This window comes from Paenibacillus amylolyticus (genome assembly GCF_001570725.1).
GTDB lineage: Bacteria > Bacillota > Bacilli > Paenibacillales > Paenibacillaceae > Paenibacillus > Paenibacillus amylolyticus_A.
Genome location: NZ_BCNV01000001.1, coordinates 2810606 through 2833946, shown reverse-complemented (window position 1 = coordinate 2833946; position 23341 = coordinate 2810606). Strand labels below are relative to the sequence as shown.

Here is a 23341-nt window from a genome sequence, read left to right as displayed (position 1 = left end):
GGTAAAAGGTACACTTAAAGAGGATCTGCACACACGCAGATCCTTTTTCGAACTTGTCTGAGAGTGAATTTGTAGTACTTGAACGATGAAAGGAGCATGACCATGGAAAAACCTGCATTCAAAGATGCACCTTTACGTAGTGAAATAGAGGAAATGGCTAAGCAACAGGATCACCATGCATTGGCCTGTTGGGCTGCGGAGTGTGCGGCACGTGTCTTGTATATATTTGAGAAGAAGACGGAGGATCTCCGCGCCCGTGATGCCATTGATGCAGGGAGAGGTTGGATCCGTGGAGAGATTGCCATGGTTGATGCTCGAAAGGCGGCTTTTGCAGCTCATGCTGCTGCACGGGAAGCCGATCATGTCGCTGCCTCTGCTGCATCTCGTGCGGCGGGACACGCAGCTGCAACTGCTCATGTGAAGGAGCATGCGGTACATGCCGCAACGTATGCAGTGAAAGCTATCTTTTATGACACTCTAATGGAAGAGCAAGAACGTCGTGTCCTAGAAGAGAGAACGTGGCAATATCAATATCTGTTAGGAGGTTGTAATGATCATGGGGAAAGAACACGTTAGATTAATTAAACCATCACAAACATATAAGGATGCGTATTTGGCATTTTATGAAGACTGGGTCAGAAGTGGAGAATTGATGGTACCTTGGGTCATTTCCAAAGAACCCTATGCGTTTGACGAGATGTTGGCATTTTTGGAGCGTAATGAACAAGGCGTCGACATCCCGGAAGACTGGGTCAAAGACAGTACATACTGGCTGGTTACGGAGAGTCAACAAATCGTGGGCGCCGTGAATATAAGGCATGAGCTTAACGACAGACTATACAATAGCGGAGGACATATTGGTTATGGCATTCGTCCGGGGGAGCGGCATAATGGCTATGGTTCTGAAATTCTCAGGTTGTCTTTGGAGAAAACGAGAGAACTCGGAATCACCAAAGTGTTAGTCGTATGCGACGCGATTAATGAGCCTTCCAGAAGGGTTATCCTTCGTAATGGTGGCATCCAGGATGAAGACTATGTCGAGTCCAATGGTAACGTTGTTGAACGATTCTGGATAGAGAATGTCGAATAATGCAGAATAATGATGTGATTTAACGAAAATAATATAGATTATGATTGTATTACCCTCGCGTGCTGATTAAAATGAAGCTAGAATCTGGATTGCGGCCGGAAACTATCATCCCATATCAGGCACAAGTGAGGTTATCTTTATGAATCAACCGGTTAATCGGCCCCGGCGTATTGAGTATCTGGATCTCTATCGTGCTTTTGCGATCATGGCGGTTGTAGCCATCCACGCTACTTCAACAGCAGTTGCGCATTACCCCAAGCATACACTAGATCATGATGTGTATTACTTCTGGAACACGTTTTTACAATTTGCCGTTCCAGCGTTTCTCTTTCTGTCATCCCTGGTCTTATTCTACAACTACAGTTCCAAGATGAATGAGAAGGGCTGGATGCTCGCTTTTTATAAGAAGCGTTTATTTAATGTATTTGTACCCTATGTAGTGTGGTCCCTTATTTATTTTGCCATTAAACAGCTGCTTGCGGGCAAAGAACCTTTGACTCATGGTGTTCAATTTGCCAAACAATTAGTAATGGGAACTGCTCATACGCACTTGTACTTTTTTCTGATTATTCTTCAGTTCTATATCGTGTTTCCATGGCTTCTGTCGCTTGCACGCCATCGTCTGTTTAAACGGTACTTGCCATTATTCTTTATTGCTGCCCAGGCCATATTCTATGCGTTGCATTTACAGTTTCACTTCGAACGAACAGGCAGTTTGCTACCGAGTTATCTAATCGTGATCGGATTTGGTGCATGGATTGGGTTGAACTTTGAGTGGGCATTGAAGAAACTGTATACACACCGTTATGTGCTTATAGCTGCATTGTTGAGCGGAGGTGCCATTTTTATCTATGGTAATGCTTATATCAAGACCGCTTTCGCTGCATACCCGGTGGTTACCTATACCGTGCTGTTCCTGTTCCGAAATCTGTTTACGCTGTCTGCCTGCTTGCTCCTGCTGATCTTTAGTGAACGAATCGGCACTGGACAACATACCGAGGTTCGTAAAGCTACACGTGTTCTGGACTCTTTGGGTACAGTGGCGTTCGGTGTATTTTTAATGCATCCACTCGTACTGCTCTTCTGGAGACGTGAATTCACAGATGACCTGGCTCGGCACTTCAGCGTGGGCATCATTCTATCTTATGTTGTGGCGCTTCTGATCTCATGGATCTGCGCGATGGGATTGCGCCGGATGAAGTGGGGATGGGTACTGATCGGACGGTAAGTATAAATAAACATATGTAATTTAAGATAAGAGAATTCAAGCCCTCACGCGTTGAGGGAATCACTTGAAATCTCTTTTTTATTTGCCCTAAAGAAGGTATTATAGAGTTTAATGTCCATAAAATTGAATTAATGGAATGAACATTACCTTGTCAGGAGTGATCGAATGAAATTTGTGATTATTTTTGGTCCGCAGGCTGTGGGCAAAATGACAGTTGGGCAAGAACTGGAGAAGATAACGAAGCTAAAATTGTTTCATAATCATATGACCATTGAACTGGTTTCTCCTTTTTTCAGTTATGGTACACCACAAGGTAAAAGACTGGTGAATCTGTTTCGTCAGGAGATTTTTGAAGAAGTCGCGAAGAGTGACCTGCCGGGTCTAATTTTCACATTTGTATGGGCTTTTGACCTGAAGCAAGACGGAGAGTACATTCGTCAAATCAGCGAATTGTTTGCATCTCATGGAGGTCAGGTCTGTTATGTGGAACTGGAGGCTGATGCATCAGAAAGACTAGAGCGCAATAAAAGTCCGCATCGCCTGTTACATAAGCCAACCAAGCGTGACATCGCGTGGTCTGAGCGAGATTTACTTGATACGATGAAGAAATATCGATTGAATTCGGAACCGGGAGAAATCATGCATGAGCACTACATAAGGATTGATAACACGCACAAAAGCCCGGATGAAGTGGCACAGTTAATCAAGGAACGCTTTAATTTATAATTGGAGAAAAGTCTAACATAGCAGATTAGTTACTTTATATGAAAGGGGCACTGCACATGTATTTTATTATATTTTTGCTCATAGGACTTGTTCTATGTTATCTGATCCCATTCGGTCCGATTTTGGCTGGGGGCATTGTTTTCGCACTTGTGATAGATCATTACCGTCAGACGATGCATATGCGTGAAGATATCCGAGACATCAAGCATCATCTGGGGTTAATGAACAAAGGTGAGGCGAATGAGTACGAGATCGATAAGCAATTTAAAGATGTCGATCGTTTGGATTCAGAACAAATGGACTTGATTAATCGAAGAATTGAAGCAGAACTGGAGAAAGACAGCAAAAACAATAAAACGTGAATATCTGTAAAATAATTCTTGTTTTGATCACTACTGTGAGTATATTTACCTAGATCGGGAGTCATGCTAATTCGATATTAACTTTTTGTTGCACTGTGTAGAATTTTGTAATATTATGAGGGAAGCGCGTACAACATATCGGGTTGTAACTGTTGAATCAGGCAAAGCCGTATACCTTGAGAAAAGGGATTGGTTTGTCTTTTTCTGTATATTGGAGTGATAAAGTGAAAATCGAGAAGGTGCTGAACAATAATGCTGTAGTTGCAATGAATGACGAACAACAGGAAGTTATTATCATTGGCCGGGGGATTGCTTATCAGAAGCGGGCGGGTGATATGGTTTCCGAGCAGCATATCGACAAGATATTTACTTTACAGAATGAAGATATTCAGGAAAACTTCAAGGCATTAATCTCAAGCATTCCGCTGGAATACATGAAAGTATCTGAGGAAATCATCGCTTACGCCAAATTAAAACTTGGCAAAAAACTGAATGAGAGCATCTACTTGCATCTCACAGATCATATTCACTTTGCTATTGAGCGGTATCGCAAAAATCTGCCCATACGTAATGGTCTAATCTGGGAGACAAAGCAGTTATACAAAGAGGAATACGAAGTCGGAATGGAAGCGCTCAATATGATCTGTGATCAGTTTGGTGTGATCTTGCCTGAGGACGAAGCCGGTTTTATGGCACTTCACTTTGTAAATGCAGCTTTGAACGAGGAAATGCCCAACATCAAGAGTATGACGCAGGTCATGCAGGAAATCTTGACGATCATCAAGTATCATTTCAAGATTGATTTTGATGAAAACTCACTGACATTCTATCGCTTTGTGACGCATTTGAAGTTTTTCGCTCAACGTTTGGTGAAGGGAAAACATTACAAGAGCAACAACGATGATGAATTGTTCCTGATGATTCAGAAGAAATATCCGGCAGCGCACAAGTGCTCGGAGAAAATCAAGAAATTCATTGAAAGCAACTACACGTATCAACTAACTGACGAAGAAATGATGTACTTAACGATTCATATTGAGAGAGTTGTGAATGCAACTTCTGAATAATCCCATAGATCAGCTTGCAGGGTTGCAACCACTAGGGCAAAACCTGAACGATTGAATGATAGAACATACCGTTAACCGGATGTTTCTTCCATTCAGATGTTCAGGTTTTTTTTATTCTCTCCAATAGGCTTCGAATCCGTGTTTAATCAGAAAGGAAGAAAACAACTTCATGAAACACGAACAATTAGCTAAAGACATTCTGTCTGGCGTTGGTGGCAAACAGAACATTAACAGTGTGGTGCACTGTGCGACCAGACTTCGTTTCAAATTAAAAAATGACGGTAATGCCAAAACAGATGATCTCAAAAATCTGCCTGGAGTCATAACGGTAATGCAAAGCGGGGGACAATATCAGGTTGTTGTAGGTAACGAAGTGTCTGATGTGTATAAAGCCTTGCTACAGGTTGGTAATATGAATGCAGATGAACCGGTTTCAAGTGACGATGATACTGAATCTTCCGGTAAAAAAGAAAGTCTCCTAGGTCGATTTATCGACTTGATCTCAGGTGTATTTACACCAATTCTCGGCTTGCTAGCTGCAACAGGGATGATCAAAGGTTTCCTGTCCATGTTTACTTCTCTCGAATGGCTGGACCCGGCTTCAGGAACATATCAATTGTTGAATGCGGCAGGTGACTGTCTGTTCTACTTCTTCCCAATCTTCCTGGGTTACACAGCAATGAAAAAATTCGGTGGATCTCCATTCCTCGGGATGGCCATCGGAGCATCACTTGTATATCCGACCTTATCCGGTCTTAGCGGTGGAGAACCGTTGTATACGCTATTTACAGGCACATTGTTTGAATCACCGATTCATATCACGTTCCTGGGCATTCCCGTTATCTTGATGAGTTATTCCTCATCTGTAATTCCGATTATTATTGCTGCTTATTTTGGAGCAAAAGTAGAAGCGTTCTTCAAAAAGATCATTCCATCTGTTGTAAGAACGTTCCTCACGCCATTCTTTACGATTCTAATTGTTGTTCCTGTAACATTCCTCTTGATTGGTCCAATCGCAACATGGGCAAGTCAGCTGATCGGTGCGGGCGTATCCGGCATCTATGACTTGAGTCCGTTGGTAACAGGTATTGTTGTTGGTGGATTGTGGCAAGTATTGGTTATCTTCGGGTTACACTGGGGTATAGTACCAATCATGCTGCTCAATCTGTCCACACTGAAAGCAGATCCGATTCTGGCGATGATGTTTGCTGCTTCCTTTGCTCAGATTGGTGCTGTTCTTGGTGTCATGCTTAAAACGAAAAATACCAAACTCAAATCACTGGGTGTTCCTGCCTTTGTGTCCGGGATTTTCGGTGTAACTGAGCCTGCTATCTATGGTCTTACTTTGCCACTGAAAAAACCATTTATTATGAGTTGTATTTCTTCTGCAGTAGCTGGTGGTATTATTGGATTCGCAGGTTCCAAAATGTTTGTTTTCGCTTCAGGCATCTTCGGTGTTCCAGCGCTGATTAGTCCGACAGCAGGCATTAACTATGAATTCTGGATGGCTATGATTGCCACAGTTATTGCTTTTGTACTCAGCTTTGTTCTCGTTTATTTCGTAGGATTTAAAGATCCTGCTAATCCGGAAACTGCCAAACAGACTCCGGAGCCAGTAAAAGAAGAAAAGGCTGCATTTGAGCCTAATCCAAATAATCGTTATGAAATTTCCAGCCCGATGACGGGTGATGTGGTTCCTTTGCAAGAAATTAATGATGCTACATTTGCTGGTGAACATATGGGTAAAGGTATTGCTATTCGCCCAACCAGTGGGAGAGTTGTATCCCCGATTAATGGTGTTGTACAGACGATTTACCGTACCAAGCATGCGATTGGTCTTGTAGATGATCAAGGTGTAGAGATTCTGATCCATATCGGTCAGGATACGGTACAGCTTAAAGGTCAGCATTTCACTGCACATGTGAAGGACGGGGATCGTGTGAATGTTGGCGATCTGATCGTTGAATTCGATCTGCAGGCCATTATTGACGCGGGATATGAGACGGTAACACCGATTATTGTAACGAACACGGCTGATTATTTGGACGTGGTTGGTACGACAGATCGTACTGTGCAAGAGAAGGATAAATTGATTACGGTTATCGGTTAATTCTACTTTCAGTGCGTAGTTATATATGAGAATAGAATGTAATACAGGGACAACTTCGATGCTTTTGAAGTTGTCCTTTTTCTCGTTTTCGACAGCTTGAATTTATTTTGTAATATCATAAAAATAAGTGTTGCAAATGTAGTTCAGATGTACTATGATGAGTTCAAGAAGTAAGCGTATACATCAATCGGGTTGTAACTGTTCAATCAGGCAATTCCGACCACCATGGTCTCAAGATTGATTGCAACTTACTTTAGTTAATGAAGTAACTGAATACCAATGTGTACAGCCTTACAGGGTTGCAACCGTTAAGGGCAAAACCTGAATTGCTGAATAACACAACTGATTTCCGGATGTTCCGGTACGTTGTGTATGTTCAGTAGTTCAGGTTTTCTTTGTTTCAAAAGCATGGGGAGTTTACTTAGAGAGGGAGAGTTACAATGAGCAACTACGATCAATTGGCTAAGGATATTCTGACACGTGTAGGTGGTCGTGAGAATGTAAACAGTGTATTCCATTGTGTAACAAGACTGCGGTTTAAACTGAAAAATGAAAGCGTAGCCAAAACAGAAGAACTTAAAAATCTGCCAGGTGTTATTACCGTTATGCAAAGTGGTGGACAATATCAAGTCGTTATCGGCAATGAAGTGCCGGATGTATATAAAGCAGTCGTTAAAGCGGGTAATTTCCCGAGCGAAGGTCAGTTTGAAGAGGAAGCAGACAACTCAGGCAAGAAAGTTGGATTGTTCAGTCGATTTATCGACATGATCTCCGGTGTGTTCACACCACTGCTCGGTTTGCTTGCTGCAACAGGTATGATCAAAGGTTTCACAGCCATGTTTGTAGCATTTGGATGGATCGAAAATACATCAGGGACGTACCATTTGCTGAATGCACTTGGTGATTCACTGTTCTACTTCTTCCCGATCTTCCTTGGATACACGGCAATCAAGAAATTTGGGGGTTCACCGTTCCTGGGTATGGCGATAGGTGCTTCGTTAGTGTATCCTACGCTGTCCGGTTTGACTGCAGGAGATCCGCTATACACTTTGTTCACAGGTACATTGTTTGAATCACCAATTCACATTACGTTCTTAGGTATCCCGGTTATTTTGATGACGTATTCAACGTCGGTTATTCCGATCATTATTGCTACGTTCTTCGCTGTGAAGATTGAAAAATTCTTCAAAAACATCATTCCTAAAGTGGTTAGCACATTCTTGGTTCCATTCTTTACATTGCTCGTGATTGTTCCGGTAACTTTCATTGTAATTGGTCCAATTGCCACTTGGGCTGGTCAATTGGTTGGTGCAGGTACAACAAGTATCTATGAATTGAGTCCAATTATTACAGGTTTGGTTCTCGGCGGATTCTGGCAAGTGCTAGTACTGTTTGGACTTCACTGGGGACTTGTACCGGTTATGCTTCTTAACCTAAGTACATCGGGGGCTGATCCAGTTCTTGCAATGTCCTTCGGCGCTTCCTTTGCTCAAACAGGTGCAGTACTTGCAGTGTTGCTCAAAACAAAAAATTCCAAGTTGAAATCATTAAGCATTCCAGCGTTTATTTCCGGTATATTCGGTGTAACTGAGCCGGCAATCTATGGTGTAACTCTTCCGTTGAAAAAGCCGTTTATCATGAGTTGTATTGGTGGTGCTGTCGGTGGTGGTATTTTAGGATGGGCAGGCTCAAAGCTTTACGTCTTTGGTGGACTGGGTATCTTCGGTATTCCAAGCTTTATCAACAAAGAAGCAGGTCCTGATTCCGGATTCTATATGTCCATCGTTGCAGTATTGGTAGCATTCATCGTTGGTTTTGTCTTGACGTACGTGTTTGGATTTAAAGACAAAGTAGAAGCTACACTAGCTCCAGCACCTGTACTTGATCCAAATCCGAACAGCAGATACGAAATCGTAAGCCCAATGGCTGGTGAAGTCGTTGCACTGAAAGAAATTAATGACGTAACATTTGCAGGAGAGCACATGGGTAAAGGGATTGCGATTCGTCCAACCAGCGGCAGAGTGGTATCTCCAATCACAGGTGTCGTTCAAACCGTATATCGCACTAAACATGCCATTGGTCTTGTAAGCGATGATGGTGTAGAGATGCTGATCCATATTGGACAGGATACGGTAAAACTGAAAGGTCAACATTTTACAACACATGTGAAAGACGGAGACCGCGTTAACGCAGGTGACCTGATTGTTGAGTTTGATCTGCAAGCGATTAAGGATGCAGGGTATGAAACGGTTACACCGATCATTGTTACTAATACTTCAAAATATCTGGACGTTGTAGGAACCAAAGATGCATCCGTTCATGAGAAAGATAAATTGATCACGGTATTAAGCTAATTAAAATTACAGATGGCTTAGGAGGAACTCCTCAATGAATGAAAAGTTTACAGCCTTCCCGGAGAATTTTCTCTGGGGAGGAGCAACCGCAGCGAATCAATTGGAAGGCGCTTATCTGGAAGGTGGCAAAGGTTTAACAACCGTAGATCTGATTCCGATTGGTGCCAATCGATGGAATATTGCTCTGGGTAACCTGGATTCCTATGAACCCAAAGCAGGAGAATTCTATCCTTCCCATGGAGCCATTGACTTCTATCATCGCTATAAGGAAGATATTGCGTTATTTGCAGAAATGGGATTCAAGTGTCTCAGGCTTTCCATTGCCTGGGCACGGATTTTCCCTAATGGCGATGAAGCGGAGCCGAATGAAGCGGGTTTACAATTTTATGATGATGTCTTCGATGAGTTATTGAAATACAACATTGAACCTGTGGTGACGATCTGTCATTTCGATGTACCTGTGCATCTGGTCGAGACTTACGGCGGGTGGAAGAATCGCAAGATGATCGGTTTCTTTGAGAAGTATGCGACGACGTTATTCAATCGTTACAAGGATAAAGTGAAGTATTGGATGACGTTCAATGAAATTAATATGTTGCTGCATCTTCCTTACATCGGAGCGGGAATTGTTCTGCAGGATGGTGAAGACAAAGAACAGGTTCTGTATCAGGCAGCACATCATGAATTGGTAGCGAGTGCACTTGCTGTTAAGGCTTGTCATGAGATTATTCCTAGTGCGCAGATCGGGTGTATGTTAGCCGCTGGAATGGTCTATCCATACAGCTCTAACCCGGATGACGTGTGGAAAGCCATGGAGAAGGATCGAGAGTCATTCTTCTTCATCGACGTGCAGTCGAAGGGAGCATATCCGGGATATACGAAAAGATTTTTCAGGGAAAATGATATTCGGATTGAAATGCAACCGGAAGATGCAGATATCTTAATGCAGAATACGGTCGACTATATCGGTTTTAGCTACTATGCGAGCCGGTGTACAAGTACGGACCCTGAGATTTTGAAAGATTCGACAGAGGGCAATGTATTTGGTTCGGTGAAAAACCCGTATCTGCAAGCATCCGAGTGGGGATGGACCATTGATCCTAAGGGCCTCCGAATTACATGTAATCAGCTACATGATCGCTATGGCAAACCTTTGTTTATCGTAGAAAATGGACTTGGGGCAACCGATGTGCTGCTAGACAATGACTCTGTTGAAGATGACTATCGCATCGAGTATTTGAATAGTCATTTTGCCGAGATGGCTGAAGCGATTCAAGATGGGGTAGAACTTCTGGGTTACACGAGCTGGGGACCGATCGACCTGGTCAGTGCGGGTACCGGAGAGATGAAGAAACGTTATGGCTATATCTATGTAGATAGAAATAATGATGGCACGGGCACACTTCGCAGAGTGAAGAAGAAGAGTTTTCACTGGTACAAAGATGTTATTGCGAGTAATGGTGCACAATATTTCTGATACAAGGTGTTCGACGCTATAGAATAAACAAAGAGCAGTCTCGTTATTACGGGATTGCTCTTTGTTTATGAGGGATGAATTTGACCCATGATATGACCTTTAGATATAATAAAAAAATCAAGAGAATCTTGTCACTTAAGAAGGGAGGAGCATCCACTCATGAAGAAAAAATCACTTGCGTTTATATCTTCGGGATATGGATACTCCACTGCTGTCTTTTTCTAGAATCTATTCCAAGGGTGAGGTCTGCCCAAAATCGGAAGAAAACTAGGAGATAATGCAGAAAAATCTTAGGAATGACGAGGTAATCCAAATGAATATTGACAAAATCACCAGAAAAAATCCAGCCAATATGCCAGCTCCTGTAGGTCAGTACACGCATATTACAAGAATCCCGAAGAATGCAGAGTTATTTGTGACTTCGGGTCAAATTGGAGCAGATCGTAGTGGACTTTTTCCAGAGAGTCTGAATGAGCAAGTCACTAATACATTTAATAATATTAAAACAGTGCTCGAATCGGAGCATTTAGATGCTGAACATATTATCAAAGTTAACGTATGGGCAACCGAGAAAATCGATTGGGATTTCTTTTATGCCGAGTGGGGACAGTTATTCGGTAATGATTATCCTGCAATGACGATTGGATATATTACGGAGTTGGGTCTGCCAGAGATAAAAGTTGAGATAGAACTTTGGGCAGCAAAAGTTTAATATCGACTACATTTCATCCAAATCAAGGACATCTAACGTATAGATGTTCCTTGGTTTTTTAATTTGTGGAAAATAGAAGGGTATGCTCGCTTCATGCAATTATGATTGAGAGTAGGTGCATTAAGGTACCTGCAAACTTTGATAGGCATTGAGTCGCCCATACGTCCAATAGATGCCAGAGCCTGATACCGGATCAGAAGCGAAGCATAACGCATCCCGAATCTGAGCATTTGTTTTCCCTTGTGCAGCGAGCAATGCAGCCGCTCCGGCCACATGAGGTGCAGCCATAGATGTGCCACTAAGATAGGCATAGGAACCGCCCAGATATGTGGATAATATGGTATCCCCCGGTGCAGCCATATCAACCCAAGAGCCGTAGTTGGAGAAATTGGATTTGAGATCGGAAAGGTTGGTTGAAGCAACAGCGATTACGTTGGGATACGATGCGGGTACGATGGGGAATGAAGTGTTGTCGTTACCAGCTGCAGCAATAATCACGGCTCCACGATCCCATGCATACTGTACGGCGGCTTGAAGGAAAGCATCACCCGCTGGTCCACCCAAGCTCAGGTTGACTACCTGGATACCATTGTTGGCAGCAAAAACAAGCCCGTTACCGACATTGCCTACCGTTCCTTGCCCGTTGTTATCCAGTACACGGAGCGGAACGATGGATGCGAGCGGTGCAACGCCTGCGATCCCTACACCATTGTTGGTAACGGAGGCAGCGATCCCAGCTACATGAGTGCCATGGCCGTTTCCGTCCTCGGGGATATTATCATAATCGACATAATCGTAACCGGGGAGGAGCTTGGAGGCCAATTCTGGGTGGTTCAACTGTACACCTGTGTCGATAATGGCGATTTTGACAGAGCTGTTGCTCTGAGTAATATCCCATGCAGCGGGTGCATTGATTTTTGGCAGGTTATACTGATAAGGAAAGAAAGGGTCATTGGGAGTGAAGGATGCCTCAACGAGGTAATTCGGCTCTGCATGTTCAATAAGCTCATGGTCTTTGTAATGTTTCAGCATTCTGTGCATTTTTTTGCGGGATTCCACACGGTACCATCCTAAATCTTCATAGGTCTCAGCGACCTTACATCTCCCTTTTTTGTGAAAGGTGTGCATCTCATCTGTGGGTGTACCTTCCTTGAATTTGACTAAGAGCTGCTTGGGAGCATGAGGATGAAACTTGCTCTCTGCACGATGGTCCAGATAACGATATACGAACCCGATTGCTAACATAATGATAGCAAAAACACCTAACCATAACCACATGAGCGTTCCCCCTCCAATATGGATTGTGACACGCCTTATCGTATGCGAACTCTATCAGACTGCGTGGGCACTTTTTCAATTTGGTTAGTAGTGTAGATAGATTGATAGGGCGGGATAAATTCGGTAAGATGAGATGAAGAGATCCGATCTGGCATGAATAAGATTCAAGGAAGGGCCAGAGGTAGCTCCTAATACAGAGGATAAGGAATGTGGATTTATTGACACAACTTCAGAATATACCGACAGTAACACCAGTTCAGGCACACCAGATTGAGGATGCCATTGAATTTGCCATGCGTGTACGTAGAGAAGTGTTTCCCATGATGGATCATACGAGATTGCCTGTGGACTTCGAGCAGTTCAGAGAACACTATCTGAATCCAGATGATGCGATCTTTCTGGTTGCGAAGATGGGGGATGGGAACATCGTCGGCACTATTGGAATTTTGCCATATGATGGACGTATTGAAGCCGTGAAAGGTAGATATGCAGCTCAGTCCGCAGCCGAAATTGTGAAATGTTATGTGGACCCTGCATATCGCAGATATGGCATTGGTTCGATGCTGGTAAATGAACTGGAGAATGCAGTAAAGGATATGCACTATACGACACTATATTTGCATACACATCGCTTCTTGCCAGGAGCCGTAGATTTCTGGAAACGCCAAGGGTTTACGGTTATTGTTGAACAGGAGGATGACTGGCAAACCGTACATATGGACAAGTTGGTAGGTAGGTGACCATGGGTATGATTGAAGGAAAATAACATTGTAATGGAACTGTTTATACCCGACGAGGATGAATATTACTACTTTGATACGCGGATTCTTTTGCAGGATTTTTGGAGAAATTGATTGATCAGCGAACACCACGGAATAGGTAATTTTGTATAAGGAAAATGCCTGTCGACACTCGCTCGATTAGACATAGACAACACACATGATGGGGGCTACACAGATGAACGAAACGAAGCGAAAAATTGTTTTTATTGATATTGATGGCACATTGGTTGACGATGACGGAAGTATTCCGTTGTCAGCACAAAAGGCTTGCAAACAGGCTCGTGAGAATGGGCATCTGCTCTATTTATGTACAGGCCGATCCAAAGCGGAAATCTATGATTCTATCTGGGATGTTGGATTCGACGGTCTGATTGGTGCAGGTGGGGGCTATGTGGAATTTGGCAAGGACGTGCTTTATCACAAAAGGGTGACAGCCGAAGATGTTCGACACATGGTCGATTTCTTCAATGAACACGGCATTGACTTCTACCTTGAATCGAATTCGGCTCTCTATGCAAGTAGCAATCTTCAACCTCACCTGGAACGCCGTATCTATGGTGATGTGGAGAACGACCCAGTAGCCAGAGAGAAGAAGGAGCTGAAACCGCACCCGTTTATTGCCGGATTGACGTATGGAGAAGCGGATCTGTATAAAGACGACGTGAACAAGGTGTGTTTTCTGGAGAGCTCGGTGATCCCGTTTGAACGAATCAAGCAGGAGTTTGAAGGCAAATTCGAAGTTATTCAGTGCACCGTGCCAATCTTTGGTGAAGGAAGTGGTGAGCTGATGATCCCTGGTATTCACAAAGCGATTGCGATCGCTGATCTGCTGGAGCATCTGGGCATGTCACAGCAAGATACATTCGCCATCGGCGATGGCATGAATGATGCTGAGATGCTGGAATTTTGTAATGTCGGAATTGCCATGGGCAATGCGAAGCCGGGTCTGAAAGTCATTGCAGATGATATTACTGGAACAGTTGAGGAAGATGGATTGTATCACAGTTTTGTGAAGTATGGGTTGATTGAGGGGTAGTAAACTCAAACAGTAGGAAGAGAGGTGCTCATATGTCTGAAGGAATTAAAGTAGAATTGGAAATTAGTGCATTAGGTCAAGAAACAGTTCAAGCATATAATGATTCGTTTCGTAGACACGAGATAGTAAGAACTCGCATATTACCCAAAGAGACAACATTGGAGCAGATCGAAGAATTGGTGAAAGATATGATGACGGAGGTCAAAAAAGATTTTGAGCAACCGGAGCAGTTATTAGCCAAAGTGACTCTGAGAGCCAAGGAATCGAATGGCGTACTGGAATATCTGGGTTGAGACTTATATATAAAGTGAAATGAAACAGGCAACTTCCAGATGGAAAGTTGTCTGTTCATGATCATATATCCCAAATGAGTTTAACATATCAACTTGAATCAATGAAGTTTGCGTACAAATTAGCAGAGTTGTGTAATTCCTTCAACATTTACTCCTCACTATCCGATATATAATAAGTACATCTATGTGATCAGACAGCGAAAGGAGTGCAGAACATGGATATTGCAGCATTATCAATGGCAATGAGCCAAGCTTCAGCAGTACAATCGGCAAGCTTGCAAGTGATGTCGATTACGAAAGACATGGCGCAACAGCAAGGTCAGCAGATGGCGGAAATGTTGAAGTCAGTACCTGCTCCTCACCCTAATCTGGGTAGCAGTCTGGATATTTCAGTATAGGCAGATTAGAAGGATGCATTCTTGTGAAAACATTGCAGCAAGCAAAGCCCAAACAGCTCAAATTCTAACGAATTGAGCCCGTTTGGGTTGTTTATTTTTCAATTCGGAGCAGATCCTAAGAAGCCTGTACGAAAAATAGTCCATCCAATGGTGCTTCAGCAGAGGCAGGACCTTTTCGCAAAAATAAATAACCGTTGGCATCAGAGAGTCCCAATATGTCCTGATAGGGCTCGGGAAAATCTGCGGAATAGATCTGGCATATTAGTTGATAATGAGTTAATAGATGATCGATTCCATTGATTCCGTTGGGTAAAGTCGAGGTGAAGAACGAAAAGGCAGGGAAATCCTGCTCCGCTAATGACGTTTCAGAGAAACGCACTCCACTTAAAGGGATGCACTCTGCGGGACCTACAGTAGTGTGCGGTTGTGAAGTTACCGATACAGAGGTACATCCGGCCAGTATATTTTCGTTCCATTCCAGCTCATCTCCTGTGTATGTCACCTGATCCAGAAAGTATTCTGTAGCCGAATACGTAGAGAAGACCGAGATGAACATTTCTCCTGGCAAAGAAGGGATATGAACATCCTGCAAGAGTTTCTTGCAATCAATGGAGAATAGATGTAACAAGGGCTCTCCTTCCGGATTGAGGGGCCATTCTTGAATGTATGCCTGTTCTCCGCCAATCCACATACCAGCGTTTTGGTTCGGATGATCAGGATCCACTGTAATTTGAGTCACGTTGTACATGGAAAACTCCTTCTTTTCTCGTAATGTAGCGCTTCGTGTCATAGTAACAATAGAGTGTAGAACGTACTTTTTTGGGGTTGCTCAATATCTTTTTGGCTTATGGATGTACTTTTGGATAACAATCCATTGCTTCGATACATTATAAGTGAGATGATGTGGAATGAAAATCAGTACAAGGTACTAACTCGCTAGACGAAGTGAATGAACGTACCAGCACTTAATGAACTAGTGGCAATACTATAGATGAGAAGCGGTGACACATGTTAATTAACAAATACATAAGTGAAACGGGATTCTGCTCCCGCAGGGAAACGAACCGATTAATTGCAGCTGGACGTATAACGATCAATGGCAGGGTATGTGAAAAAGGGGCCGAAGTTGAACCTCACGACGTGGTCCTCATTGATGGCAAGGAGATACCTCGTGATGACAGCGAACCTGTCTATATTGCTCTGAATAAACCCATCGGTATTGTCTGCACAGCAGCACCACATGTGGAGGGGAACATCATTCAATATATAAATTATCCTTCTCGCATATTTGCGATAGGCAGGCTGGATAAGGCATCTGAAGGGTTGATTTTGCTTACGAATGACGGGGGAATTGTGAACAGGATGATGCGTTCGGAGCACAACCATGATAAAGAATATGTAGTGACCGTAGACAAACCCGTAACAGACGAATTTGTAAAGTCCATGTCCGAAGGGGTTGAAATTTTGGACGTGGTGACCAAGCCCTGCGAAGTGTATAAGCAAAGTGAAGACGTATTTCGTATTATTTTGACACAAGGTCTCAACCTGCAGATCCGCAGAATGTGCAAAACCTTGGGATACCGAGTGTTAAAGCTGGAGCGCGTGCGAATTATGAATATTACGCTGGATCAACTGGAGCGTGGGCAATGGCGTCATCTGGAGCAAGAGGAGTTGGGAATTCTGCTGTCTCAATTAAATGAGATAAAATGAATGAAAAATGAAGCAAACACTAACCGCTACGCGGATTAGTGTTTTTGTTGTTGAGCTTATTTGCTGTTCGCTCTGAAATGTAAGAACCGAATAAGGTTAAGAACGCCCCGAGCAGGATGACCCAGGTTATCTGTTCCCGAAGAATGATCGCAGATGACACAACAGTAATGACAGGTACCAGATAGATATACACACTCGCTTTAATAGCTCCAAGAAGACTCACGGTCCGGTTCCAGGTTACGAAACACAACGCAGAGGCACCCAGTCCGAGGTAGAGGAAATTGGAGAGATTAGTCATGTTCTTAAAACGGCCAAGCTCCAAATGAAAGTCAGACAGGAGCAGAGCTGGTAGCATCAAGACTAAGCCATAAAAGAACACTTTGCGTGTAGCACCGATGGTGTGATAGGGAAGCTCGCCAATTTTGCGCATCAATACAGAGTATATCGCCCATACCGCAGGTGCGATGAAAGCAAGCAGATCACCTACCGGATTCAGCTGCAGAACGAAACTGCCGTTCAGGGCGATGAGTATGATACCGCTCAAGGCAATCCCGAATCCGATGATAAAGCGGCGCGTTAACTTCTCACCATCCAGGAAGAAATGTGCGAGCACGGCAGTGAAGAATGGGGCAATGGAGACAATAACACCCACATTGGAAGCCGTTGTGTAGACCAGTGCTACATTTTCAATGAGAAAATATAATGTCACCCCGCATAGACCTGCTCCGATAAATAGCCATTCTTCTCTGAATGAGGCGATCCGCAGTGAACGTGGATAGATCAGCAACAGTACCAAATACCCGATCAGAAAGCGGAAAAATAGAATTTCCACTGGAGAAAAGTCAATTAACAGAACCTTCGTCGAGACAAAAGTAGTTCCCCAGATCAAGATGGTAAACAAGGCGAGCAAATGTCCAGTAGAAACCTTGGTATTATGATGACTTGTCATACGATATGATTGGTGGTTCGTTTTGGCTCTGCATCATGATTGAAGATACGTCGGTATTGCTTGGGCGTCAGGCCAATCAGTTTTTTGAAAAAATTCGTAAAGTGGCTTTGATCGCTAAACCCTGTCTGTGCTGCCACTTCAATCGGAAGCTGGCCTTGTTCCAACAGTCGTTTGGCTTGATTAATGCGAATCGTCTCCAGATAACGGTAGGGGGATATCCCTTTTTGGCGAGTGAATAAACGCAGCAGGTGATACTTGCTCATCTCCGTCAAGTTGGCTAACTCGTTCAACGAGATGCTCTCCATATAATGAGATTCTATGTAATCACATATACGCCTGATCTCTGTAGTGACGTCCTGTGTGGAAACAGGTGGTTCCGCATCCGAATAATCTCGCAGCAATTGATCCAGCAAAAAGAGTAATAATTCTTCCTTATAGAAATCCGATTGCTCCTCTAGAATCATCTGATGCAGCTCATGCAGGGAACCAACAAGTTCACTCTGGTAGAGAACAGGGGATGTAAACCGGGGCAAGTAAGCTTGTCCGGTAATTTCTCTCACATACTCTCGCATGACCTCAGGCTGGACGTTAATACAGCGATAGTCGAAGGTGCTTCCGTCGATCTGTTCGCAGGCATGAGGGTCTTGTGGATTAAAGACTATAATATCTCCACTATTCAAAATATATTCTTCGTTGTTGCAGACGAGGTGTCGCTTGCCTTGCTCAATAAATCCAATGACATAATAGTCATGAAAATGATTGGGGAATTTCTGCATGATGCCTTCAAATTGATAAGCTTCTAGCTGTAGATCGGTATCAAATACCACAGTCCGAACTTCCCGAGTCATGATGCACCTTCTTTCTTGTATGTTAACGTCAGTATAGGATGTAAAGAAGGCTTTTTCTTGAACGATATTGCTATTGCTCGAAGTGTCTGATCGGACAGGGTTACTCCAAAACAAAATACCCGCAATCCCGAAGAGAAAGCGAGCCTTTTGCTTAGTATAGTTGATTCATGAGTTCAAACCTATATATATGGGGCAAAAAAATGTCCGGAACAATAATTAATTGTTCTTAATTTAATGTAGCCAGTGCTTCAGGTGTAAAAGCTTGAATCTCGGATACGCGGCCTTCACGTATTTTGGCAGCCCATGCCGGGTCACCAAGAAGCGCACGTCCCACAGCCACCAGATCAAATTCCTGTTGCTCATATCGCTTCATAAGTTCGCTCATACCTGGATGTGTTGCTTTATCTGCTCCTGCTTCAGGCTCATCGGGCATCCCCACAGAACCGACAGTAATGGTGGTTTGACCACTCAGCTTCCGTACCCAACCTGCAAATCCAAGCTCAGATCCTTCGAACTCGGGCTCCCAGAAGCGTCGTGTGGAGCAGTGGAAGATGTCTACACCAGCGTCAACCAGCAAACGAAGGAATTGTTCCAGTTGTTCGGGTGTGTCGAACAGTCTGGCATGATAATCATTCATCTTCCATTGGGAGATCCGCATGGCAATAGGAAAATCGGGGCCTACCGCCGCACGGACTGCCTTAACAAGTTCAACCGCGAATTGAGTTCGTTTCTCAAGGTCGCCACCGTAGCGGTCTGTTCTGATATTCGTCGTTTTCCAGAAAAACTGATCGATTAGAAAACCGTGCGCACCGTGAAGCTCAATCCCGTCAAAACCAATGCTTTGCGCATTGGCCGCTGCATCGGCATAAGCTTGAATCACTGTTGCGATCTCTGCCTCCGTCATAGGCGCACCTACTTGAGTACCTTCCATATCAATTCCTGATGGACTAAGCGAAGCGGCTTCCGGGTGAGGTTGAGATCCGGAAGGACGAACGATTCCCATATGTAAAATCTGAGGGAAAATCTTGCCGCCGGCTTCATGAACATGTTCGACTACTTTAGCCCACCCTTGAAGAGCTGCTTCTCCATACATATGAGGGAGTCTAGATTCACTTGATGCAGACGGATGCTCAATCGTCGCACCTTCGGTAATAATGAGTCCAACACCATGCTCGGCTCGTCGGCGATAGTATGCAGCTACATCGGGGCCTGGGACACCATCCGGGGAGAAGGCACGAGCCATGGGGGACATGATGATGCGCGAGGACAGGGTTAATTTTTTAACAGTGTATGGTTGAAACAGAAACTCCGTAGAAATAACGTTATGTTGTTGATTATTCAAACTAAGCACCTCCATTATTATGCACCTTCAAGCGGGTACGAGTGCAATCTTAACAAGGTCTATAGGCATGCTCAACCAACAATCGGAGCATTTTGTTGCTTAAGCGAAAGACGCTGATTATTGTATGGTGTCTTTGTACTTACTTTCACTTGTTGAACAAATAACACTTATCTATAATGAAGAAGTCTAACCAAATATTTTTGTATACTAAGGAGGATTGGTACATGTCTGGTGTATTGTCTCCAAACTCGAATGATCCGCGTGTGATTCGCACGCGTCAATTAATTCTTGATGCGTTTTTAAACCAATTGAATCTTAAAAATTTCAACAGCATTACGATTCAAAACATTACGGAACAAGCCACAATTAACAGAGCTACTTTCTACGCCCATTTTCAGGATAAATATGCACTGCTTGAAGCCTTGTTATCGGATGCTTTTATGGAATATGTAACGAAAAGGGTGGACCCGGATGCCCGGTTAACAGCCGAAACCATACAGCAACTTATATTTTCATTATGTGACTATCACGTCTCAAGTCATGGATGCATCAAAAAATATGAGGCGGTTGCACCAATTATTGAAGAGAACATCAAGACTCAACTGGAGCAATTCCTTCTTGAATTAATGAGCAAAGTAGCGGGGGATGTAGATCCCAAAACGCTAAAAATTACGGCAACCATGCTAAGCTGGTCGATCTATGGAATGACCTATCGATGGAACATTGAAGGCGGGCAGGAATCCCCTGCTGAATTAGCCAACAGGGTGGTCCCCTATATGATGGGCGGATTGGAATTGTTGAATTAAATTCATTTAACGAAATTACATTTTACTATTCGAATGGACATAGGAGGAATAACAAAATGTTTGAACATTTGGTTGTTTTTAAATTTAACGATAAAATCACATTAGCCAAGCAACAGGAATGGGTGGCTCAATTGCTCGCGTTGAAGGAACAAATCCCGGGGATTGTGGCGTTGACCGCAGGGATCAATGAAACGGAAGAAACGGACCGTATTCAAGGTTATACGATTGGGTTGAGAGTGACATTTGAAGATCAGGACGCATTGCGCGCCTATGGTCCACATCCTGCTCATCAGGCATTTGTAGCTTCCCTGGATGGTTGGGTGGAAGATGTCATTGTAGTTGATTATGCGATATAAAGCCCTGATATCAGAGGTTTAATGAATATAGGAGTTGAAGGTTTCCATGTGTTTGATTTTATTTGCTTACAACATGCATCCAAAGTATCCGCTTATTCTGGGATCAAATAGGGATGAATTCTATCACAGACCTACGGCTCAAGCACATTATTGGGAAGATCACCCTCAAATATTGGCAGGTCGGGATTTATCGAAAATGGGAACTTGGATGGGCGTAACCACAGGGGGACGACTGGCTGCTGTTACGAATTATCGTGATCCGAATGAAGATGTACATGCCAAGGGTTCAAGAGGAGATCTGGTTGCTGATTTTTTAAAGGGCACGTCCACACCTGAGCAATATATGCACTGTGCGGAGCAAAGTCGCAATGATTATCCTGGCTACAATTTGTTGGTGGGTGATCCTGACGACCTCTATTATTACTCTAATGTGGGCAACGTTGTGATGAAGTTGACACCCGGAATATACGGGATTAGTAATCACTTGATCAATACGGATTGGCCCAAGGTGAAACGCGGGAAAGAAGGGCTTGAGAAAATCATCAACGGGGAGGATGAAGCTTCCTTGACAGAGCAAATATTAGATTTGCTGCAAATTGCAGACCCTTCAGTGGATGATCTTCTACCCCATACAGGTGTTCCATTGGAATGGGAACGTTTGCTTTCTCCCATCTTCGTTAGAAGTGAGAAATTTGACTATGGAACCAGAGCTTCGTCCGTTGTCCTGATGACCAGAGAAGAAGTGTTTTTCACGGAGAGGGTTCATCAGAACGGAGAGGTTATGGAGCAGCGTTTTAACATCAAGCCTCTCAACTGGACAAGCTGAGAATGTATAAGGTGTTAGATAATATGACGCCATATAAAAGGTTTGAGATTACCCTTTGTACAACACGCCCAATTTTAGTTGGGCTCTTTATCTCTTATAACAATTCTATGTTATGAATCATGGAACTTCCCTGAATAGTTTATATAATGTGAATCAACATAACATGATTTTGCAGCGGTTCGGTTGATTCTAATTTCAGGGGGGCAACGTGGGATGAAAGAAACCAAAAAGATGAGAGTTTTTTCACTGGGGATTCAGCACGTACTCGCGATGTATGCGGGAGCAATTCTGGTACCTTTACTTGTGGGCAGAGCACTAAATTTGACTGCAGAGCAGTTGGCGTATCTGGTATCTATTGACCTGTTAACGTGCGGGATTGCAACATGGCTTCAGGCGCGAAAAGGGAAGTATCTGGGTATAGGTTTGCCAGCGGTGCTTGGAAGCTCTTTTGTAGCGGTCACACCGATGATTGCGATTGGATCGCAATACGGAATTCCCGCCATATATGGGTCGATCATTGCAGCCGGGTTATTTATCGTCATCTTTGCCGTATTTTTCAGCAAAATCGTCAAATTGTTTCCACCAGTTGTGATAGGTACAGTGGTAACCATCATCGGTCTTGCGCTGATCCCAACCGGTATTAAAAACATGGCGGGTGGAGCAAACAGCGAGAATTTCGGAAGCTTGGATAATTTGGCTCTTTCCTTTGGCGTATTACTTTTCATTCTTATTCTGAATCGATATGCTCGTGGTTTTGTTAAATCCCTGGCTGTTCTCCTGGGTATTATCGTGGGGACCCTCATCGCAGCTTTCATGGGAAAAGTGAACTTTGCCGCTGTACAGGAAGCCTCCTGGTTCCATTTGCCCCAACCCTTCTACTTTGGATGGCCAACCTTCGAAATCGGCCCCATTATTACAATGATTATTGTAGGTACGGTAGTAATTATCGAATCAACAGGTGTGTTTATGGCTTTGAGTAAAATCTGTGATCAACCGATCAACGAAAAAGATTTGGCACGGGGATATCGTGCAGAAGGTCTTGCGTTTGTTCTAGGTGGCATATTCAATGCCTTTCCATACAATACATTTGCTCAGAATGTCGGTTTGGTTCAGCTCTCCAAAGTGAAAACGACCAATGTTGTTGTAGCAGCCGGAGGTATACTGGTCTTTTTGGGACTCATTCCGAAGGTAGCTGCTTTTGCAACGATTATTCCAAGTGCTGTATTAGGTGGAGCGACTGTCGTATTGTTCGGCATGGTCGTCTCATCCGGGATCAAAATGCTGCAAAACGTCGATTTCGCCAAACAATCCAATCTGTTGATCGTGGCTTGCTCCGTTTCCCTTGGACTTGGTGTTACCGCTGTACCGGATCTGTTTGCACAGCTTCCCCAAAGCATTCGTATTATTGTGAGCGATGGTATTATTACCGGAAGTTTATCAGCCATCCTGCTTAATGTCTTCTTTAACCTCGGTTTCAAAAATAAGAGCTTGCCAGTACAGCCTGTACAGGCACAGGAAGCGCACACGTAATTCTTGTTTTATCAGGGATTGCATAGGTAAAGGGAACAGATCCAAGAGGGTTTTTCTGGGC

The 23341-nt window shown here is 43.6% G+C and carries 24 protein-coding genes; 19 read left to right on the top strand and 5 right to left on the bottom strand.

The window, feature by feature from the left end:
- Positions 1-102: 102 nt before the first annotated feature.
- From PAHA3_RS12535 to PAHA3_RS12490, 10 genes are all read left to right on the top strand, one after another.
- Positions 103-576 carry a putative immunity protein gene (locus PAHA3_RS12535; protein ID WP_062835036.1) on the top strand — a complete coding sequence of 158 codons (474 nt, stop codon included), beginning with the start codon at positions 103-105 and terminating at the stop codon, positions 574-576.
- Positions 551-1090: a GNAT family N-acetyltransferase gene (locus PAHA3_RS12530; RefSeq protein ID WP_062835035.1), complete on the top strand. Its 540-nt coding sequence runs from the start codon at positions 551-553 to the stop codon at positions 1088-1090. Before PAHA3_RS12535 ends, PAHA3_RS12530 begins: the two co-directional genes overlap by 26 nt.
- A gap of 139 nt (positions 1091-1229) precedes the next feature.
- Positions 1230-2318 carry an acyltransferase gene (locus PAHA3_RS12525; RefSeq protein ID WP_062835034.1) on the top strand — a complete coding sequence of 363 codons (1089 nt, stop codon included), beginning with the start codon at positions 1230-1232 and terminating at the stop codon, positions 2316-2318.
- 165 nt (positions 2319-2483) lie between these two features.
- Positions 2484-3044: an AAA family ATPase gene (locus tag PAHA3_RS12520; RefSeq protein ID WP_062835033.1), complete on the top strand. Its 561-nt coding sequence runs from the start codon at positions 2484-2486 to the stop codon at positions 3042-3044.
- A gap of 56 nt (positions 3045-3100) precedes the next feature.
- On the top strand, positions 3101-3406 hold the full coding sequence (locus PAHA3_RS12515) for a hypothetical protein (protein WP_062835032.1): 306 nt from the start codon (positions 3101-3103) through the stop codon (positions 3404-3406).
- A gap of 224 nt (positions 3407-3630) precedes the next feature.
- On the top strand, positions 3631-4473 hold the full coding sequence (gene licT / locus PAHA3_RS12510) for a BglG family transcription antiterminator LicT (RefSeq protein WP_017687870.1): 843 nt from the start codon (positions 3631-3633) through the stop codon (positions 4471-4473).
- A 169-nt stretch (positions 4474-4642) separates the two neighbouring features.
- Positions 4643-6583 carry a beta-glucoside-specific PTS transporter subunit IIABC gene (locus tag PAHA3_RS12505; RefSeq protein ID WP_062835031.1) on the top strand — a complete coding sequence of 647 codons (1941 nt, stop codon included), beginning with the start codon at positions 4643-4645 and terminating at the stop codon, positions 6581-6583.
- A 440-nt stretch (positions 6584-7023) separates the two neighbouring features.
- Positions 7024-8937, top strand: coding sequence for a beta-glucoside-specific PTS transporter subunit IIABC (locus tag PAHA3_RS12500; RefSeq protein WP_062835030.1), 1914 nt, complete (start codon positions 7024-7026; stop codon positions 8935-8937).
- Between the two features lie 34 nt (positions 8938-8971).
- Complete coding sequence (locus PAHA3_RS12495) at positions 8972-10414, top strand: 6-phospho-beta-glucosidase (RefSeq protein WP_062835029.1); 1443 nt, start codon at positions 8972-8974, stop codon at positions 10412-10414.
- Positions 10415-10727: 313 nt separating this feature from the next.
- Positions 10728-11126, top strand: coding sequence for a RidA family protein (locus PAHA3_RS12490; RefSeq protein ID WP_062836087.1), 399 nt, complete (start codon positions 10728-10730; stop codon positions 11124-11126).
- Between the two features lie 120 nt (positions 11127-11246).
- Here PAHA3_RS12490 and PAHA3_RS12485 read toward each other — a convergent pair whose 3' ends face one another.
- Positions 11247-12404, bottom strand: a complete 1158-nt coding sequence (locus tag PAHA3_RS12485) for a S8 family peptidase (protein ID WP_062835028.1) — start codon at positions 12402-12404, stop codon at positions 11247-11249.
- A gap of 209 nt (positions 12405-12613) precedes the next feature.
- Here PAHA3_RS12485 and PAHA3_RS12480 point away from each other — a divergent pair, with 209 nt between their 5' ends.
- The 4 genes from PAHA3_RS12480 (at position 12614) to PAHA3_RS12465 (ending at position 14913) form a co-directional block, all read left to right on the top strand.
- The gene (locus tag PAHA3_RS12480; protein WP_235599432.1) at positions 12614-13144 is read left to right on the top strand and encodes a GNAT family N-acetyltransferase; all 531 of its coding nucleotides are present in this window, start codon (positions 12614-12616) and stop codon (positions 13142-13144) included.
- A 217-nt stretch (positions 13145-13361) separates the two neighbouring features.
- A complete protein-coding gene (locus PAHA3_RS12475; RefSeq protein WP_062835027.1) occupies positions 13362-14222 on the top strand; it encodes a Cof-type HAD-IIB family hydrolase in 861 nt (286 codons plus the stop codon).
- Positions 14223-14254: 32 nt separating this feature from the next.
- Complete coding sequence (locus PAHA3_RS12470) at positions 14255-14515, top strand: hypothetical protein (protein WP_062835026.1); 261 nt, start codon at positions 14255-14257, stop codon at positions 14513-14515.
- A gap of 215 nt (positions 14516-14730) precedes the next feature.
- On the top strand, positions 14731-14913 hold the full coding sequence (locus PAHA3_RS12465) for a YjfB family protein (protein WP_062835025.1): 183 nt from the start codon (positions 14731-14733) through the stop codon (positions 14911-14913).
- Positions 14914-15028: 115 nt separating this feature from the next.
- Here PAHA3_RS12465 and PAHA3_RS12460 read toward each other — a convergent pair whose 3' ends face one another.
- Positions 15029-15661 (bottom strand): hypothetical protein, encoded by a 633-nt coding sequence (locus PAHA3_RS12460; protein ID WP_062835024.1) that lies wholly within the window; start codon positions 15659-15661, stop codon positions 15029-15031.
- A gap of 260 nt (positions 15662-15921) precedes the next feature.
- On the opposite strand from PAHA3_RS12460, the gene PAHA3_RS12455 reads away from it, so the two are divergent.
- Positions 15922-16623 (top strand): pseudouridine synthase, encoded by a 702-nt coding sequence (locus tag PAHA3_RS12455; protein WP_062835023.1) that lies wholly within the window; start codon positions 15922-15924, stop codon positions 16621-16623.
- Positions 16624-16642: 19 nt separating this feature from the next.
- Here PAHA3_RS12455 and PAHA3_RS12450 read toward each other — a convergent pair whose 3' ends face one another.
- The 3 genes from PAHA3_RS12450 to PAHA3_RS12440 form a co-directional block, all read right to left on the bottom strand.
- Positions 16643-17572: a DMT family transporter gene (locus tag PAHA3_RS12450; protein WP_062835022.1), complete on the bottom strand. Its 930-nt coding sequence runs from the start codon at positions 17570-17572 to the stop codon at positions 16643-16645.
- The gene (locus tag PAHA3_RS12445) at positions 17569-18420 is read right to left on the bottom strand and encodes an AraC family ligand binding domain-containing protein (RefSeq protein WP_062835021.1); all 852 of its coding nucleotides are present in this window, start codon (positions 18418-18420) and stop codon (positions 17569-17571) included. The genes PAHA3_RS12450 and PAHA3_RS12445 overlap by 4 nt, the downstream gene beginning before the upstream one ends.
- 226 nt (positions 18421-18646) lie before the next feature.
- The gene (locus tag PAHA3_RS12440) at positions 18647-19762 is read right to left on the bottom strand and encodes an NADH:flavin oxidoreductase (RefSeq protein WP_062836085.1); all 1116 of its coding nucleotides are present in this window, start codon (positions 19760-19762) and stop codon (positions 18647-18649) included.
- Positions 19763-19986: 224 nt separating this feature from the next.
- Here PAHA3_RS12440 and PAHA3_RS12435 point away from each other — a divergent pair, with 224 nt between their 5' ends.
- The 4 genes from PAHA3_RS12435 to PAHA3_RS12420 all read left to right on the top strand — a co-directional run bounded on the left by PAHA3_RS12435 (position 19987) and on the right by PAHA3_RS12420 (position 23280).
- Positions 19987-20568, top strand: a complete 582-nt coding sequence (locus PAHA3_RS12435; RefSeq protein ID WP_062835020.1) for a TetR/AcrR family transcriptional regulator — start codon at positions 19987-19989, stop codon at positions 20566-20568.
- Positions 20569-20624: 56 nt separating this feature from the next.
- The gene (locus PAHA3_RS12430) at positions 20625-20924 is read left to right on the top strand and encodes a Dabb family protein (RefSeq protein WP_062835019.1); all 300 of its coding nucleotides are present in this window, start codon (positions 20625-20627) and stop codon (positions 20922-20924) included.
- Positions 20925-20970: 46 nt separating this feature from the next.
- Complete coding sequence (locus PAHA3_RS12425) at positions 20971-21750, top strand: NRDE family protein (RefSeq protein ID WP_062835018.1); 780 nt, start codon at positions 20971-20973, stop codon at positions 21748-21750.
- Positions 21751-21963: 213 nt separating this feature from the next.
- On the top strand, positions 21964-23280 hold the full coding sequence (locus PAHA3_RS12420; protein WP_062835017.1) for a nucleobase:cation symporter-2 family protein: 1317 nt from the start codon (positions 21964-21966) through the stop codon (positions 23278-23280).
- Positions 23281-23341 lie beyond the last annotated feature (61 nt).

What these genes read in the sequence shown, in the direction of transcription:
- PAHA3_RS12485 (WP_062835028.1), bottom strand. Translation starts at nt 12,404, where the DNA reads ATGTGGTTATGGTTAGGTGTTTTTGCTATCATTATGTTAGCAATCGGG.
- PAHA3_RS12465 (WP_062835025.1), top strand. Translation starts at nt 14,731, where the DNA reads ATGGATATTGCAGCATTATCAATGGCAATGAGCCAAGCTTCAGCAGTA.
- PAHA3_RS12490 (WP_062836087.1), top strand. Translation starts at nt 10,728, where the DNA reads ATGAATATTGACAAAATCACCAGAAAAAATCCAGCCAATATGCCAGCT.
- PAHA3_RS12455 (WP_062835023.1), top strand. Translation starts at nt 15,922, where the DNA reads ATGTTAATTAACAAATACATAAGTGAAACGGGATTCTGCTCCCGCAGG.
- PAHA3_RS12420 (WP_062835017.1), top strand. Translation starts at nt 21,964, where the DNA reads ATGAAAGAAACCAAAAAGATGAGAGTTTTTTCACTGGGGATTCAGCAC.
- PAHA3_RS12505 (WP_062835031.1), top strand. Translation starts at nt 4,643, where the DNA reads ATGAAACACGAACAATTAGCTAAAGACATTCTGTCTGGCGTTGGTGGC.
- PAHA3_RS12515 (WP_062835032.1), top strand. Translation starts at nt 3,101, where the DNA reads ATGTATTTTATTATATTTTTGCTCATAGGACTTGTTCTATGTTATCTG.
- PAHA3_RS12475 (WP_062835027.1), top strand. Translation starts at nt 13,362, where the DNA reads ATGAACGAAACGAAGCGAAAAATTGTTTTTATTGATATTGATGGCACA.
- PAHA3_RS12435 (WP_062835020.1), top strand. Translation starts at nt 19,987, where the DNA reads ATGTCTGGTGTATTGTCTCCAAACTCGAATGATCCGCGTGTGATTCGC.
- PAHA3_RS12500 (WP_062835030.1), top strand. Translation starts at nt 7,024, where the DNA reads ATGAGCAACTACGATCAATTGGCTAAGGATATTCTGACACGTGTAGGT.
- PAHA3_RS12525 (WP_062835034.1), top strand. Translation starts at nt 1,230, where the DNA reads ATGAATCAACCGGTTAATCGGCCCCGGCGTATTGAGTATCTGGATCTC.
- PAHA3_RS12450 (WP_062835022.1), bottom strand. Translation starts at nt 17,572, where the DNA reads ATGACAAGTCATCATAATACCAAGGTTTCTACTGGACATTTGCTCGCC.
- PAHA3_RS12530 (WP_062835035.1), top strand. Translation starts at nt 551, where the DNA reads ATGATCATGGGGAAAGAACACGTTAGATTAATTAAACCATCACAAACA.
- PAHA3_RS12460 (WP_062835024.1), bottom strand. Translation starts at nt 15,661, where the DNA reads ATGTACAACGTGACTCAAATTACAGTGGATCCTGATCATCCGAACCAA.
- PAHA3_RS12495 (WP_062835029.1), top strand. Translation starts at nt 8,972, where the DNA reads ATGAATGAAAAGTTTACAGCCTTCCCGGAGAATTTTCTCTGGGGAGGA.
- PAHA3_RS12520 (WP_062835033.1), top strand. Translation starts at nt 2,484, where the DNA reads ATGAAATTTGTGATTATTTTTGGTCCGCAGGCTGTGGGCAAAATGACA.
- PAHA3_RS12425 (WP_062835018.1), top strand. Translation starts at nt 20,971, where the DNA reads ATGTGTTTGATTTTATTTGCTTACAACATGCATCCAAAGTATCCGCTT.
- PAHA3_RS12535 (WP_062835036.1), top strand. Translation starts at nt 103, where the DNA reads ATGGAAAAACCTGCATTCAAAGATGCACCTTTACGTAGTGAAATAGAG.
- PAHA3_RS12430 (WP_062835019.1), top strand. Translation starts at nt 20,625, where the DNA reads ATGTTTGAACATTTGGTTGTTTTTAAATTTAACGATAAAATCACATTA.
- PAHA3_RS12470 (WP_062835026.1), top strand. Translation starts at nt 14,255, where the DNA reads ATGTCTGAAGGAATTAAAGTAGAATTGGAAATTAGTGCATTAGGTCAA.
- PAHA3_RS12445 (WP_062835021.1), bottom strand. Translation starts at nt 18,420, where the DNA reads ATGACTCGGGAAGTTCGGACTGTGGTATTTGATACCGATCTACAGCTA.